At 59.3% G+C, this 14,423-nt stretch carries 17 protein-coding genes; 9 read left to right on the top strand and 8 right to left on the bottom strand.

Annotated elements, in window-relative coordinates; all coding sequences use genetic code 11:
• Positions 1 to 50: 50 nt before the first annotated feature.
• The 3 genes from CKW17_RS00995 to CKW17_RS00985 all read right to left on the bottom strand — a co-directional run bounded on the left by CKW17_RS00995 (position 51) and on the right by CKW17_RS00985 (position 2,896).
• Positions 51 to 1,163, bottom strand: a complete 1,113-nt coding sequence (locus CKW17_RS00995; protein ID WP_095118309.1) for a succinylglutamate desuccinylase/aspartoacylase family protein — start codon at positions 1,161 to 1,163, stop codon at positions 51 to 53.
• Positions 1,164 to 1,350: 187 nt separating this feature from the next.
• Positions 1,351 to 2,130, bottom strand: a complete 780-nt coding sequence (locus CKW17_RS00990) for an ABC transporter substrate-binding protein (RefSeq protein ID WP_016984244.1) — start codon at positions 2,128 to 2,130, stop codon at positions 1,351 to 1,353.
• Positions 2,131 to 2,467: 337 nt separating this feature from the next.
• Positions 2,468 to 2,896: a rhodanese-like domain-containing protein gene (locus tag CKW17_RS00985; protein ID WP_095118308.1), complete on the bottom strand. Its 429-nt coding sequence runs from the start codon at positions 2,894 to 2,896 to the stop codon at positions 2,468 to 2,470.
• A gap of 101 nt (positions 2,897 to 2,997) precedes the next feature.
• On the opposite strand from CKW17_RS00985, the gene ftrA reads away from it, so the two are divergent.
• The 3 genes from ftrA to CKW17_RS00970 all read left to right on the top strand — a co-directional run bounded on the left by ftrA (position 2,998) and on the right by CKW17_RS00970 (position 5,061).
• Positions 2,998 to 3,972, top strand: coding sequence for a transcriptional regulator FtrA (ftrA, locus tag CKW17_RS00980; protein WP_095118307.1), 975 nt, complete (start codon positions 2,998 to 3,000; stop codon positions 3,970 to 3,972).
• Positions 3,973 to 4,408: 436 nt separating this feature from the next.
• The gene (locus CKW17_RS00975; protein WP_095118306.1) at positions 4,409 to 4,789 is read left to right on the top strand and encodes a DUF6124 family protein; all 381 of its coding nucleotides are present in this window, start codon (positions 4,409 to 4,411) and stop codon (positions 4,787 to 4,789) included.
• 2 nt (positions 4,790 to 4,791) lie between these two features.
• Positions 4,792 to 5,061 (top strand): hypothetical protein, encoded by a 270-nt coding sequence (locus CKW17_RS00970; protein WP_095118305.1) that lies wholly within the window; start codon positions 4,792 to 4,794, stop codon positions 5,059 to 5,061.
• Positions 5,062 to 5,201: 140 nt separating this feature from the next.
• On the opposite strand, the gene CKW17_RS00965 is transcribed toward CKW17_RS00970, so the two are convergent.
• Positions 5,202 to 5,615: a hypothetical protein gene (locus CKW17_RS00965; RefSeq protein WP_095118304.1), complete on the bottom strand. Its 414-nt coding sequence runs from the start codon at positions 5,613 to 5,615 to the stop codon at positions 5,202 to 5,204.
• A 35-nt stretch (positions 5,616 to 5,650) separates the two neighbouring features.
• Positions 5,651 to 5,989 carry an FKBP-type peptidyl-prolyl cis-trans isomerase gene (locus tag CKW17_RS00960; protein WP_095118303.1) on the bottom strand — a complete coding sequence of 113 codons (339 nt, stop codon included), beginning with the start codon at positions 5,987 to 5,989 and terminating at the stop codon, positions 5,651 to 5,653.
• 142 nt (positions 5,990 to 6,131) lie between these two features.
• Between CKW17_RS00960 and CKW17_RS00955 the strand changes: the two genes are divergently transcribed.
• Both CKW17_RS00955 and CKW17_RS00950 read left to right on the top strand, forming a co-directional pair.
• On the top strand, positions 6,132 to 7,175 hold the full coding sequence (locus CKW17_RS00955) for a M4 family metallopeptidase (protein ID WP_095118302.1): 1,044 nt from the start codon (positions 6,132 to 6,134) through the stop codon (positions 7,173 to 7,175).
• Between the two features lie 14 nt (positions 7,176 to 7,189).
• Positions 7,190 to 7,501, top strand: coding sequence for a protealysin inhibitor emfourin (locus CKW17_RS00950; protein ID WP_095118301.1), 312 nt, complete (start codon positions 7,190 to 7,192; stop codon positions 7,499 to 7,501).
• A 1-nt stretch (position 7,502) separates the two neighbouring features.
• Here CKW17_RS00950 and CKW17_RS00945 read toward each other — a convergent pair whose 3' ends face one another.
• Both CKW17_RS00945 and CKW17_RS00940 read right to left on the bottom strand, forming a co-directional pair.
• The gene (locus CKW17_RS00945; protein WP_371850946.1) at positions 7,503 to 8,183 is read right to left on the bottom strand and encodes a hypothetical protein; all 681 of its coding nucleotides are present in this window, start codon (positions 8,181 to 8,183) and stop codon (positions 7,503 to 7,505) included.
• Positions 8,102 to 8,410 (bottom strand): RcnB family protein, encoded by a 309-nt coding sequence (locus CKW17_RS00940; RefSeq protein ID WP_095118299.1) that lies wholly within the window; start codon positions 8,408 to 8,410, stop codon positions 8,102 to 8,104. Before CKW17_RS00940 ends, CKW17_RS00945 begins: the two co-directional genes overlap by 82 nt.
• Before the next feature lie 125 nt (positions 8,411 to 8,535).
• On the opposite strand from CKW17_RS00940, the gene CKW17_RS00935 reads away from it, so the two are divergent.
• From CKW17_RS00935 to CKW17_RS00920, 4 genes are all read left to right on the top strand, one after another.
• Positions 8,536 to 9,132 carry a LemA family protein gene (locus tag CKW17_RS00935; protein WP_176470016.1) on the top strand — a complete coding sequence of 199 codons (597 nt, stop codon included), beginning with the start codon at positions 8,536 to 8,538 and terminating at the stop codon, positions 9,130 to 9,132.
• A gap of 22 nt (positions 9,133 to 9,154) precedes the next feature.
• Entirely contained in the window at positions 9,155 to 11,110 is a 1,956-nt protein-coding gene (locus tag CKW17_RS00930) for a M48 family metallopeptidase (RefSeq protein ID WP_095118298.1), read from the top strand.
• 274 nt (positions 11,111 to 11,384) lie between these two features.
• Positions 11,385 to 12,677, top strand: coding sequence for an MFS transporter (locus tag CKW17_RS00925; protein ID WP_095118297.1), 1,293 nt, complete (start codon positions 11,385 to 11,387; stop codon positions 12,675 to 12,677).
• A gap of 12 nt (positions 12,678 to 12,689) precedes the next feature.
• Complete coding sequence (locus CKW17_RS00920; RefSeq protein ID WP_095118296.1) at positions 12,690 to 13,460, top strand: substrate-binding domain-containing protein; 771 nt, start codon at positions 12,690 to 12,692, stop codon at positions 13,458 to 13,460.
• Here the strand turns inward: CKW17_RS00920 and CKW17_RS00915 are convergent.
• On the bottom strand, positions 13,450 to 14,364 hold the full coding sequence (locus tag CKW17_RS00915; RefSeq protein WP_095118295.1) for a LysR family transcriptional regulator: 915 nt from the start codon (positions 14,362 to 14,364) through the stop codon (positions 13,450 to 13,452). The genes CKW17_RS00920 and CKW17_RS00915 overlap by 11 nt on opposite strands.
• Between the last annotated feature and the right edge of the window lie 59 nt (positions 14,365 to 14,423).

The raw sequence follows: 14,423 nt of genomic DNA, 5'->3' as shown, positions 1-14,423 counted from the left end.
TAGGAGTGAGCCTGCTCGCGATGAGGCCATTAGCCCCAACGGCGATCCCGTCAGTCGTTAGTCAATTTGCCCGTCCGAAACGCCACCCGCCCCGCCACTTTCGCCTGCCAGATCCCTGGCTCGGTATAGCGCCCGCGATCAAGCGCAAACAGCACGCCACTGGTGCCGGCACGCACAGTGGTGACGCGATCCTGCAACGGATCCACCACTTCAAACAGCGCATCGCCCTTCTCCACCCACTCGCCGGCATTGCGCAGGAAACTGACCACGCCATGGTGCGGCGCGAACAGGTATTCGGTGCCCTCGAACGGCAGGCCTTCGCAGCACTCGCTCGGCGCCGCCGGCCATTCGCCACTGATGAAACCCTGCTCGGCGAGGAATCCGAGGATCGCCTCACAATTGGCCTGCGCCTGATCGACCCGGGTGTCGCCCATGCTGCCCAGTTCCAGCGTGGTCGCCAGGTTCGCCGCCGGAATCGCAGCATTCGGAAACGCCCGCGCCAGACGCAGCCACGGCGTTGAGCAAGACTCATCGAACGAACTGCCGCCGGAATCTTCACACAGCAGCGCCACGCCGGCCTTCAAACGTGCCGCCAATGATTGCCACTGTGGCCAGTGCTGCGGCAGCGCGTACAAATGAATCGCCGCGTCGAAATCGCAATGCAGATCGAGGGTGATGTCGGCATCGCAGGCATGGCGCAGCAACAGACGATGCAAGGCTTGCAGTTGCGAGACCGGTGCCGGCAATTCATCGAACACCTGGCCCATCGCTTGGCGGATCAGCGCGACGTTGGCTTGGGCATCCGCGCCCAGACGCTCACCGATCAACGCCCCGACCGGTGCACTGAGTTCAACGAAGGCACGGTTGAAATTCTTGCCGCTGCCGAGTTCGAAGCGACCCATGTGCGCACCTTGCACGTGTTGATCAAGGCCGATCGGGTTGGCCACTGGCACCAGCTCGATCACGCCCTGCAACCGGCCTTGCTGTTCCAGCTCATTGAGGCGTTGCTTGAGTTCCCACGCGGTGCGCATGCCCGGCAGTTCATCGGCGTGCAGGCTGGCCTGGATGTACACCTTGCGGGTGCCCGCGCCATAGCGAAACACGCTGAGCGAGCGCTCGCTGCCCAAGTGGCTCCAGGGCAGAACATGGTCGATGCGTTGCATGGGAAGACTCCGATGTTTCTGTAGGAGCTGCCGAAGGCTGCGATCTTTTGATCTTGTTTTTCACAAGCAAAGTCAAAAGATCGCAGCCTTCGGCAGCTCCTACATGGGAAATGTGTGAAACAGGATAAATCATGGGCGCAAAAAAAGTGGCCACCGCACAAACGGGGCCACTTTTTTCTACGGCGTATTAATGGCCGTACACGTCAAAGTCGAAGTACTTGTCCTGGACTTTCTTGTACTCGCCATTGGCGCGGATCTCGGTGATGGCTTTGTTGAATTGCTCGGCCAGCGCGGTATCGCCCTTGCGCACCGCGATGCCGGCGCCGCCGCCGAAGTACTTGGCGTCTTCGTAGGTCGGGCCAACGAATTCAAAACCTTTGCCGGCGTCGGTTTTCAGGAAACCATCGCTGAGGTTGACCGAGTCGGCCAGCATCGCGTCGATACGCCCGGAAACCATGTCGAGGTTGGCTTCCTGCTGCGAGCCGTAACGCACCAGGTCGATCCCGGCCGGCACCAGCACTTCGGTGGCGTAACGGTCGTGGGTGCTGGCGCGCAGCACGCCGACTTTCTTGCCCTTGAGCTCAGTCAGCGGGTCTTTGACACCGGAGCCTTCCTTCATCACGAAGCGCGCCGGGGTGTGGTAGTACTTGATGGTGAAATCGACGTTCTTCTTGCGGTCGTCGGTGATGGTCATCGACGACAGAATCGCGTCGATCTTCTTCACTTTCAGCGCCGGGATCAGGCCATCGAATTCCTGCTCGACCCAAGTGCATTTGACTTTCATCTGCGCGCACAACGCATCGCCGATATCGACGTCGAAACCGGCGAGTTTGCCGTCAGGGGTTTTCATCGAGAATGGCGGGTAACCGGCTTCGATACCGATGCGGATCGGCTTGGCGTCTTCGGCCACGGCGGTCAGGGACAACATCGACAGTGCCAGGGCACCGAACATCACTAGCTTCTTCATTTATAACTCCTGTGTGCGGAGGCTTTTATTGGCAGCTTTCGATTCAGCGTTCGGTCATGGCCAATTGGCTACAAAAACCGAAGTGGCCGGCAGTCTATGGCGGCGCGCACAGGGTAAATTGTGTTTAAGCGACAAATACTTATGAAAGATCGGCGCACCGATTGACCGGGGTCAACGGGTGCGCCGTCGTGGTGCAAGGGCTGTAGGACAAGCGTGTTTTCAGCGCAGAAAATCGCTGATTTTCCTGTAGGAGCTGCCGCAGGCTGCGATCTTTTGATCTGGCTTTTTAAACACCAAGATCAAAAGATCGCAGCCTGCGGCAGCTCCTACAAGGGGATCAGCATTCGCAGCCGATGGCGGTTTTGGCGGCTTGCTCAACGCTCAGTTGAAAACCTTCATCCAGCCATCCGGTAACCCCGCCGATCATCTCCTTGACCGGGTAACCCAGCGCCGCCAGTTTCACCGCTGCCTTGTTCGCGCCGTTGCAGTGCGGGCCGGCGCAATAGACCACGAACAGCGTGGTTTTCGGATATTTCGCCAGTTCCGTTGCCGTCAGCAAACGGTTCGGAATGTTGATCGCCCCCGGCACATGCCCGCGCTCAAAGGCCAGTGGTCCACGGACGTCGACCAGGACGAAATCAATCTCGCCAGCCTCTTGGCTGCTGAACACGTCGGAACAATCGGTTTCAAAGGTCAGACGATTGCTGAAGTGCATCAGGGCGATCGCCGACGGCGCCGCAGGGATATCTCGAACCAGACTGACCATGGGTGTTGCTCCTTTATCTGAACGGGTGTGAACAGACTTTATCGAGCGGTCGCTTGCGGCTACAGTGGCGCACAAGACACTCACCGGGAATTTTCCGCCAAATGCCGACATCACCAGGTCTGGTCGCGATTCTGGCCTACGACGGCCTCTGCACATTCGAGTTCGGCATCGCCGTTGAGGTCTTTGGCCTGACCCGGCCGGAGTTCGATTTCCCGTGGTACAGCCACGCCATTGCGGCGGTCGATAAAGGGCCGATGCGCGCCTTGGGCGGGATTCAGGTGCTGGCCGATGGCGGCCTGGAATTGTTGGCCGAGGCGCGCACCATCATCATTCCCGGCTGGCGCGACCGCAACGCGGCGGTGCCTCCAGCATTGATCGACGCGCTGTGCCAGGCCCATGCCCGGGGCGCGCGATTGCTGTCGATCTGCTCCGGTGTATTTGTGCTGGCGGCCACCGGCCTGCTCGACGGCCACGGCGCCACCACGCATTGGCGTTACACGGCGGAACTGGCGCAGCGCTTCCCGGCAATTGCCGTCGATCCGGATGTGCTTTATGTCGATTCCGGTCAGTTGATCACCTCGGCCGGCAGCGCTGCCGGAATCGACGCCTGCCTGCATTTGGTGGCGCGGGACTTCGGCACGCAAGTCGCCAACTCGGTGGCGCGGCGTCTGGTGATGTCGCCGCAACGTACTGGCGGACAGGCGCAGTTCATTCCGACACCGGTTAGCCCGACGCCGCGCAATGATCTGTCGCGGGTGATGCAGTGGGCGCGCGAGCGTTTGCATGAACCGCTGGAAGTGCGCGATCTGGCCAGTGAAGCGGCGATGAGTGAGCGCACGTTTCTGCGGCGTTTTACCGAGGCCAGTGGGCAGTCGCCGAAGGCGTGGTTGCAGCACGAACGGTTGGCGCGGGCGCGGGAGTTGCTGGAGAGTACGCCGCATAACACCGAGCAGATTGCCGAGCGTTGCGGTTATCGGTCGGTGGAGAGTTTTCGTGTGGCGTTTCGTGGTGTGGTGGGGGTGCCGCCGTCGGTTTATCGGGAGCGGTTTGGGCGCGGCGTGAGGGTTGAATCCTGAGGTAATTTTGAAGGCGCCTTCGCGAGCAAGCGCGCTCCCACCTTTGAAATGCGTACCCCCTGTGGGAGCGAGCTTGCTCGCGAAAGCGCCGGGTAAAACGCAGTATCATTTAGACATCAGCCACAAGGCTACAGCGCCTTGCGCCTTTGCCTACAACTACGCCAGAATCCGCCGGCTTGTGCGGCTTGGGGGCTGCCGGTAACTTGGTTCGCGTCACTGAATGTTCAGTGATCGGGTTTAGTCGCTCGGTGTTTTCTCAAGTTCGCAAGCTGTTATTCAGTCTGGCATTTCCATGCCTGCACTCAATGGCGGCTGTGCGCAGGGCGCTTTCGAGCGCGCCGGTAATGCTTGGGATGCCGGTCGACTAACCTGCGTATAGCTGCCACCTAATGTTTAGTCGCAGAACGGTGTCAGCCTCATTGAGGTTTCCCAGCATATGTTCAAAATTACGCCGAATCCGCCCGAAACAGACGCGGAAATCGATCCAAATCCAACGTCCCCCTATTCCACACCGGGCTCCAGAAAACTCCACGAAGCCGCCGAACGCGCCCTCGACCATTACCTGAAACCCACACCGCCATCGCCACCGCGCAAACCCAGCACCATGTTCCTCGTCGACCCCAACACCGGTGCCGAAGACCTCATGGCCCACGCCTGCGAATCCATGGCCTCGGCCAGCGTCATGCTCAGCGACTTCGCCGCCCTGCTCGACTCGCCCTACCGCAACACCGTGCTCGGCATCCAGCAAGTGGTCATGCTCGGCGAACTCGCGGTCAACCGCGCCCTCGACAAAATCGAACCCGCCCTGAGGCAATAACCATGACCCACAAAACCGATGCACAGGTCGTCGCGGCACTGGTGGCCATGGGCTTCAACGAGCGGGACGGACGCTGGGCACAGAACGCCTGCCTGGTGCTCTTCGAAAGCGAACGCGAAACCATCGTCGCCTCCGCCGTCACCGTGCTTCCCCAACTCGATGAACTGGAAATCGACGCCGTGCTACCCGCACTGCGCCGCGTGACCCGCCGGTTCCCCTCACTGCAAAAAACCGTGGCCGACACACTGGCCGAGATGGCACACGCAGCCTGATTGACCGCGTGATCGTTCTTCGCGAGCAGGCTCGCTCCCACACTAGATCTGCGGTGGCTCATGGAATTTGAGTACGCCGCCGATCCGATGTGGGAGCGAGCCTGCTCGCGAAAGCGTTCTTTCTGCATCGGACGCGTGAGTCACGACGCTCGAAAATCCGCGAGGATAAAGGGTGTGTGGTCACGCAAGTAAACGTCGACATCGTCCAGCGAGTGCAACGCTTCACTGGATGACTCCACGCATTCTTCATCGTCATGGCGAATGACCGTGACGAAAAAGGTTTCTGCCTGTCGGACCAACGTCGCAGTGCGTTTCACCGGCCGCCCATCCTGCTGAGCAAAGGAGAACGCACGTAACGTTTCATTTTGCAGAGCTTCAGACACGTTTGCTTTGAGAGCCTTGCGTTTGGCGAGCAGTTCTTTCGCGACTACCCAGCTGCCAACTGCAGCGGCAGCGGAAACGAACAACATATAGTTGTAGGTCGATCCCCTGCGAGTCGCATGCCTCTCAACCAGCCAATCGGCAACTTGTGAAACCACCTGCCACACATCCATCGCATTTACTCCCAAGCGTAAAAAACGACCCGATTTCAATCCTCCCGCGTCAGCACTTCCAACAACTCAATCTCAAACACCAGATTCGAATTCGGCGGGATCTTGCCCATCGTCCGTTCGCCATACCCCAGATGCGCCGGCACCAGCAACTTGCGCTTGCCGCCCACCTGCATGCCCATCAAGCCCTGATCCCAACCCTTGATCACCCGCCCCGTGCCAATCACACACTGAAAAGGTTTGCCACGGCTGGAGGAAGAATCGAACTCGCTGCCGTCTTCCAGCCAGCCCGTGTATTGGGTGGTGATCAGTGCTCCTTTGACGGCGGCTTTGCCTTCGCCGACCTGAAGATCGATTACCTGCAGTTCATCTGTCATGTTCGTGGACTCTTTGTGGTTGGCCCGGTCGGGCGCGGTTGGCGTTTTTCGCAGAATCCGTTGCCAATGGCAATCCATGGAACCGAAACACGCGTCATCGCTCACATGTTTATCGACATCGTATTAAGCCAGGGAAGCTCTGATGACCGACTCACTACTGCGCAGTTTCATTCCACCGTACATTCTCAACCGCATCATCGCTCACGGTTCAGCGCCGCAGCGTACGGCAGCGATGCTCACGCTCAACCATGTACGCAGCCTGTTGCCCAATCCAGGCGCACCCGCACAACCGCCGGCACGCGCGATCCTGCCCGAGAAGAGCAAGCCCGGCCTGGCCGAACGCAGTGTGCATGATGCGCAGAACAAAATGCTCTTGCCGGGCAAGCTCGTGCGCCTCGAAGGCCAGCCGCCGAGTGGTGATGCGGCGGTCGACGAGGCTTACGATGCGCTGGGCGCCAGCTATGATTTCTTCTGGAAAGTGTTCGGTCGCGACTCGATCGACAATCAGGGCTTTGCCCTGATCGGCAGCGTGCATTACGGCCAGGGTTACGAAAACGCTTTCTGGAATGGCGCGCAAATGGTGTTTGGCGACGGCGATGGCGAAATCTTCCAGCGCTTCACCCGCTCTCTCGACGTCATCGGCCATGAACTGGCCCACGGCGTTACTGAAAGCGAGGCCGGGCTGATTTATGCCAACCAGTCCGGCGCATTGAACGAGTCGCTCTCGGATGTGTTCGGCGTCTTGACCAAGCAATACACGCTCGGCCAGACAGCCGAACAGGCCGACTGGTTGATCGGTGCCGACCTGCTGATGCCGAAAATCCAGGGCAAGGGCCTGCGCTCGATGTCGCACCCCGGTACGGCGTATGACGACCCGCTGTTGGGCAAGGATCCGCAACCGGATCATATGCGCAAATTCGTCATCACCAGCGAAGACAATGGTGGCGTGCATATCAATTCGGGCATTCCCAACCGCGCATTTTATCTGGCAGCCCGAGCGTTTGGCGGCTTCGCCTGGGAAAAGGCCGGACGAATCTGGTACGACACGCTGTGCGATGACCGCTTGAGCCAGGACGCAACGTTTGACGCGTTCGCAAAATTGACCATCGATCACGCGGGCCAGCGCTTTGGCGCCGAAGCAGCCGAGGCAGTGCAGCAAGCCTGGGCGCAGGTCGGCATCGAATAATTCGAGGAGGCTGTATGAAAACGCTACCCGAGCTGGATGACGATTCCGTTTTGCGCGTATCTCGCCAGGGTGGCGTTGCAGCGATTCACAGCCTGAGCCGCCCACGTGAAATCGAATTTGCACAATGCGACATCAGTCAGCGTTCAAGGATCTGCTCGGTGCTGGAGGGCTGCCTGCCATTGGACAGCAGCGAATCCGGACGTGGGGATCAACGCTTCTATCAGATAGAAGTGCGCTATCAGTCCGGGGAAATGGTGTTGAAGGTGCCGGAGGATCGGGCGCCGGGGGATCTGGTGCATTTGTGGGACAAGGGGGAGTTGCTGTGATTCATGCAGGCGAGTCTTCTGCACCGACACCTGGCAATTTGCGTGGGCCAAAGCTTTCCGTTTGGCCGAAAACAACACCGTTGAATGTATGCGTACAGCACTCGCAACGCGGCGTCATGTCCTGCGCCTTCAGATTCGGATTGACCATTTGCAGGCGATTCTGCTCGTCGACATACAGCCCACTGAAATAACTGGATTCACCCAATCGCACGATTTCCTGACGATCTTCTTCATCGATGGCAACCATCCAGAACACTGGGGCCGATTGATCAAGTCGCGCGACAGCCTCGCTGAAAATGGAATCCCATTGACCGCCAACGCGAGACAACAAGAAGCGAAAAAGCGGGGTGTAGTCTCTTCCGTATTGCTTGCCTGGATGCATCGAACTTCGCGTGGTTTCGCTGCGGCTTGCGGTTTTGGTATTGCGTTGATCGCGGTAACGGGCGACCAAATCATTGCGGCGAACACCCCAGGTGCGAGTGTTGATTTTGCGGTAAAGCGGTTTCTTGTCCAATCCCTTGCCCCTTATCCAGAGGTCCGCTGTTTTACAGGAACGGCGTTCGAATGCAATCGGCCATCCGTGGCCAATTATGACCGGGGTTAACGCTCGACCGGTTGCATCTCGACAATTGTCCCGTTGGTAATCATCACCATCACGTACTTGTCGTTGATCTGCACCCATTGGGCCTGCTCGATCGGTGCTTTCAGACCTTTGGCTTTCCAGTTTTGCAGGGCCTTGTCCTTGCGCTGATACATTTCCGGCGCACGGTCGTTGACCTTCAACTCCCGATCGCTGGTCGGCGATTGCACAGCCTGTTCATTTGAGGTTTGCGCCGCTTGAACAAGTGGGCTGATCCCGGCAATGCCGGCGACGAGGGCCAGGCTGGCGATTAGGGTTTTGCTGTTCATCGGTGAACCTCCTGAGATGTGTGCTACCTGAACTCGGACTGCCGGGTTCGGGAATCATTCCTTGTTTTTTTGCATTTGCGCTAACATGCCGCGCCCCATTCCACCGTGTGAACAAGGACATCACCGTGAACAGCACCCTCGTCATCCTTTTGGTCGTTGGCGGCCTCCTCGCCCTCTATGCCATCTTCCTTTTCAACAGCCTCGTCGCTCGACGCAATCAAATCAAAAACGCCTTCGCGCAACTCGAAGTACAACTCAAGCGCCGTTATGACCTGATACCCAATCTGGTGGCCACCGCCAAGGGCTATATGGCCCACGAGCGCGAAACCCTGGAAGCGGTGATTGCCGCGCGCAACAACGCCGTCGCCGGTCTTCAGGCCGCTCAGGCGCAGCCGGGCAATGCCCAGAACATCGCGCAACTGGGCCAGGCCGACAGTGCGCTGAGCAATGCCATGGGCCGGCTGAATGTAACGGTTGAAGCGTACCCGGAACTCAAAGCGTCGCAAAACATGCAGCAACTGAGTGAAGAGCTGAGCAGCACCGAAAACAAAGTCAGTTTTGCCCGCCAGGCCTACAACGATGCAGTGATGACCTACAACACGCTCAAGCAAAGTTTCCCGGCAGCCTTGCTCGCCCCGATGTTCGGCCATGGTGCCGATGCCTCGGCGTTGACGTTCGCTGACAGCGCGGCCATTCAGGAAGCGCCAAAGGTTTCGTTCTGACCCTCAGCCAACGGATGGCAACATGAATTTCTTTGAACAACAGCGCCGGGCCAAGCGCCGCACCGTGTACCTCATTTTCTTGATGTTCATGGCGGTGCTCAGTCTGATCGCCGTGTCGTGTGTGCTGATGACCATTCCTGTCGAGGATGGCAGCGGTAAAGTCCTGATGGATCTGGAGCTCGACCGGCAACTGGTCATGACCGTGTCAGCCGTGGTCGTCGGCATCGTGCTGCTGGGCAGTCTGTCCAAACTCATGGAGTTGTCAGAAGGCGGCAAAGTGGTTGCGCGGCGCCTCGAAGGACGCGTGATCAACCACAGCGCGCAAACGCTGGAAGAGCAGCGATTGATGAACGTGGTGGAAGAAATGGCCATCGCCTCCGGCACCGCCGTGCCCTCGGTGTACTTGCTGCCCGATCTGGGCATCAACGCCTTCGCGGCGGGACTCACGCCACAGGACGCCGTCATCGGCGTCACTCAGGGCGCGATCAACGTGCTGACCCGTGAAGAGCTGCAAGGGGTGATCGCCCATGAGTTCAGTCATATCTATAACGGTGACATGCGCCTCAACACGCGACTGATTGCCATCGTCCACGGGATCATGGTTCTCGGGTTGACCGGCAGCTATATCCTGGAAGGCACCGAGCAGGTCGGCAAAACCCCGCTGCAGCGCAGCAAGTTCGTCGCGATACCGATGTTGATTGGTTTTGTACTGTTGTTTGTGGGTATCGCGGGGACGATTTTTGGCAATATGATCAAATCTGCAATCAGTCGACAGCGTGAATTCCTCGCCGATGCAACGGCGGTGCAATACACCCGCAACCCGCAAAGCATCGCCGGTGCGTTGAAGAAAATTGGCGGTTATGAACTGGGTGCACGCATCAATTCCGCGCGCGCGGAGGAATACAGCCATTTGTATTTCGGGCCGGGTTACTCGAACACCGACTCGACGGCTTCCCATCCGGATTTGAGTGAGCGGATCCGTCGGGTCGATGCGCAATGGGATGGCAGCTTCATCAAAGTGGCGGCGCCGCCCGCAGATGCACAACCTTCGGTCGCTCTGCCGGTGCCCGATGCATTCGGCGGTATCCCCGCTGCGGCCAAGTCGGTGCTCTACGACATGAATGCGGTCCAGGCCTCCGTGGCAGCCATTGGCGCGCCGCATCCAGAACATCTGATGGAAGCTCGCCGCGTGCTGGAAGACATTCCGCACGAACTCAAAATGGCAGCACGCAATATTGAGGGCGCTGAGGCCGTTGTGTATGGCCTGCTGCTGTCGCGTTCAACCTCCCTGCTGGGCATGCAAGTCGAGCTACTGAAGTCGGAAATCGACGCAACGGTGTTCGACTATTTGAGTCAGCTGCGTGAACCGCTGTCGTCGCTGAGTCCCGGCCTGCGCCTGCCGTTGCTGGATCTGGCCATCCCGAGTCTGCGAGAGCTTGGCAAAAAATCCTTTGCAAAGGTCAAGCACAACCTGAATTTGCTGATCGAAGCGGACAACGAAACAGAGTTGCTGGAGTGGACGCTGTTGCGCATCGTCGAGCGCAATGTTGAAGGCGCGACACCGGTGCAATTCAAATTCGGACTGTTCCAGTGCGCCGAAGAACTCATGGCACTGTTAACCGCAATGGCCCGAGCCGGACAGGACAATCTATCGGCAGCGTCGCAGGCCATTCAGTTTGCCTGGCAAGGTCTTGCGTTCGAACAGCCCGAGGAAATGCGCGCCGAACTTGAAGATCTGGTGGGGCTGGAAGCGGCGATCAAGCGCCTGCGCCATCTCATGCCAGAGGAGCGTCCGGCATTGCTCGATGCCATGACCCGCTGCGTGATGCACGATGGCGTGATCACCGTGGCTGAAGCAGAACTGTTTCGCGCCGTCGCGGACTTGCTCGACTGCCCGCTGCCACCATTGCTTGCCGCACACGCCGAAATGGCTAACAGCACCCGTGACACTGCTCACCATGAAGTTGCAATGTCCTGAGTTTGCAGGTGCGACAAAACCTGTGGGAGCGAGCCTGCTCGCGAAGGGGCCGGCAAATTCAACATCTTCATTGTTTGGGCCACCGCTTTCGCGAGCAGGCTCGCTCCCACAATGGTCCGCGGTATCGACATAGACGAATTGATCCACTCTGCACATCAATCCATGCCAACAATGCAATTAACATCCTGTTACACCTGAGCCACCATCCGCCTCAATAAAAACCGTGCGCCGCCCTCCCGTCGCGCACGTCATAAAAGCGGTGGAGTACTTTTCTATGACAGCCTCAATCCCACACAACGGCTCGCGGGCCGGCGCCATTTTCCGGGTGACCTCGGGCAACTTCCTCGAACAGTTCGACTTCTTTCTGTTCGGCTTCTACGCCACGCAGATCGCGGCGGTGTTCTTTCCGGCGAGCAGTGAGTTCGCTTCCCTGATGATGACCTTTGCCGTGTTCGGCGCAGGCTTTTTGATGCGTCCGCTGGGCGCCATTGTGCTCGGTGCGTACATCGATGATGTCGGCCGGCGCAAAGGTTTGATCGTCACCCTGTCGATCATGGCCAGCGGCACGATATTGATTGTGCTGGTGCCCGGCTACGAAAGCATTGGGCTGTTCGCGCCGGCGCTGGTGTTAATCGGACGTTTGCTGCAAGGCTTCTCGGCCGGTGCGGAATTGGGTGGTGTGTCGGTGTATCTCGCCGAGATCGCCACCCCGGGTCGCAAAGGTTTCTTCACCGCTTGGCAGTCGGCCAGTCAGCAAGTGGCGATCATCGTCGCCGCCGCGTTGGGCTATGCGCTAAACGCGTGGATGGCGCCGGAGGTGGTGGCCGATTGGGGCTGGCGGATTCCGTTTTTCGTCGGCTGCATGATCGTGCCGTTCATCTTTTTCCTGCGCCGTAACCTGGCGGAAACCGAAGAGTTCGCCGCACGCAAACACCGCCCGAGCATGGGCGAAGTGTTCCGCACCCTCGGCCAGAACTGGGGCGTGGTACTTGGCGGCATGCTGATGGTCGCGCTGACCACCACCGCGTTTTACCTGATCACCGTGTACGCGCCGACCTTCGGTAAAACCGTGCTGCATCTGAGTACTTCGGACGCGCTGTTGGTGACGTTGCTGGTCGGTGTGTCGAACTTCTTCTGGCTGCCGATTGGCGGCATGTTGTCGGATCGCATCGGTCGTCGTCCGGTGCTGATCGCCATGTCGCTGCTGGCCTTGGCCACCACCTATCCGGCGCTGTCGTATCTGGTGCAGGCGCCGAGCTTCAGCCACATGCTGCTGTCGCTGTTGTGGTTGTCGTTTATCTACGGCTTGTACAACGGCGCAATGATTCCGGCGCTCACCGAGATCATGCCGGTCGAGGTTCGCGTTGCCGGTTTCTCCCTCGCCTACAGCCTGGCCACCGCCATTTTCGGTGGCTTCACCCCGGCGATGTCGACCTTCCTGATTCAGTACACCGGCGACAAAGCCGCGCCGGGTTACTGGATGAGCATCGGTGCGCTGTGTGCCCTGTGCGCCACTCTTTATCTGTACCGCCGTGCCGGTGGTCGTCTGCAACCTGTCGCGGCCTGAGGAAAACTCGCCATGAAAAAACTGTTTACTGTCACCGCCCTGCTCGCCGGTCTCGCGTTCAACCTCGCGGCCCAGGCCGAAGAATTGAGCGTGATGACCTCCGGCGGCTTCACTGCCGCCTACAAGATTCTCGGGCCGAAATTCGCTGCCAGCAGCGGCAACACACTGACCACCAGCCTCGGCCCGTCGATGGGCAAGGCGCCGGAGGCGATCCCCAATCGCCTCGCGCGCGGTGAGCACGCCGACGTGGTGATCATGGTCGGCTACGCCCTCGACGACTTGATCAAACAAGGCAAGGTCGACCCGGCCTCGCGCGTTGAGCTGGCAGATTCGCGAATTGGCCTGGTGGTGCGTGAAGGCGCGCCGAAACCGGATATCAGCAGCGTCGACGCCTTGAAGAAAACCTTGCTCGACGCACAGTCGGTGGCCTACTCCGACAGCGCCAGCGGCGTGTACATCGAGCAGCAGTTGTTCAAGAAACTGGGCATCGAAGATCAGCTGAAACCGAAGGCAAAAATGATCCCGAAAGTACCGGTCGGTTCGGTGGTTGCCACCGGCGACTATCAACTGGGCTTCCAACAGGTCAGCGAATTGCTGCCGGTGCCGGGCGTAAGTTTTGTCGCGAAGATTCCGGAATCGGTGCAGTCGGTGACGCGTTTTGCCGCCGGGATTCCGGTCGGCGCACAGCATCCGAAAGAAGCCAAAGCGCTGCTCGCTTATCTCGCCGCGCCGGCCGCGCAAGCTGACGTGCAAGCCACCGGACTGGATTCGGTCAAGCGCTGATCGTAGGCGGCTGGACTTTCATTTCTATCACCAGCCGCTCCAGTTCCAGTGCCGCCGGGGTCAGCGTGCGACCCCGGCGCTTGATGATGCCGACACTGCGCATCACCTGCGGATCGGTCAGCGGCACCCGCGTCAGGATCGGATGGTCCGGTCCGGGCATCGCCATCAGCGGCACCGCCGCCACGCCCAACCCCGCCTCCACCAGACCGATCATCGTCGTCACATGCCGGGTTTCGCAGATGCTCGAACGCTGCGGCACCACCGTGCTCAACGCCTGATCGAGCAGAAAGCGGTTGCCGGAGGTCTTGTCCAGCGAGATGTAATCCTGCTGATAGAACTCGTCCCAGCTCACACTGCTGCGTTCGGCCAACGGATGATCGCGGCGACAAGCGACGACGTAGCACTCCTGCACAAGCGGTTCGAACTCGACTTTGGCATCCTGCGTGCCGAGAAAACTCAAACCGAAATCCGCCTCGCCATTGACCACCGCACTCAAGACATCGTGCGCGCTGGAGTCGAGCACTTTGACTTTGATGCGCGGGAATTGCTGGTGATAGCGCGCGACCACGCGGGGCATGAAGTAGTACGCCGCCGAAGGCACGCAAGCGACGGTGACGTGACCCAAACGGGTCGAAGCGACTTCGCTGATGCCCAGCAACGCGACATCCAGATCATCGAGCAAACGCTCAACGCTGGGCATGAAACCGCGCCCGGCCTGGGTCAGGCTGACCTTGCGTGTGGTGCGCTCGAAGAGTTTGACGCCGAGGGCGTCTTCAAGCTTTTCGATGCGCCGGCTCAGCGCCGGTTGCGACAGGCGCACGGTGTCGGCAGCCTTGCGGAAACTGCCCTGCTCGACCACGGCGCGAAAGGCTTGCAGGTCGTTGAGGTCGAAGTTGATGGCCATGGCGGGACTCGGGAGATTGATTCGCAGAGGCTATCAATGTAACCAATTGATGCGCTTTT

It is taken from the genome of Pseudomonas sp. Irchel s3f10 (assembly GCF_900187515.1).
In the GTDB taxonomy this organism is placed as follows: domain Bacteria; phylum Pseudomonadota; class Gammaproteobacteria; order Pseudomonadales; family Pseudomonadaceae; genus Aquipseudomonas; species Aquipseudomonas tensinigenes.
This window is presented reverse-complemented; position numbering and strand designations above follow the sequence as displayed.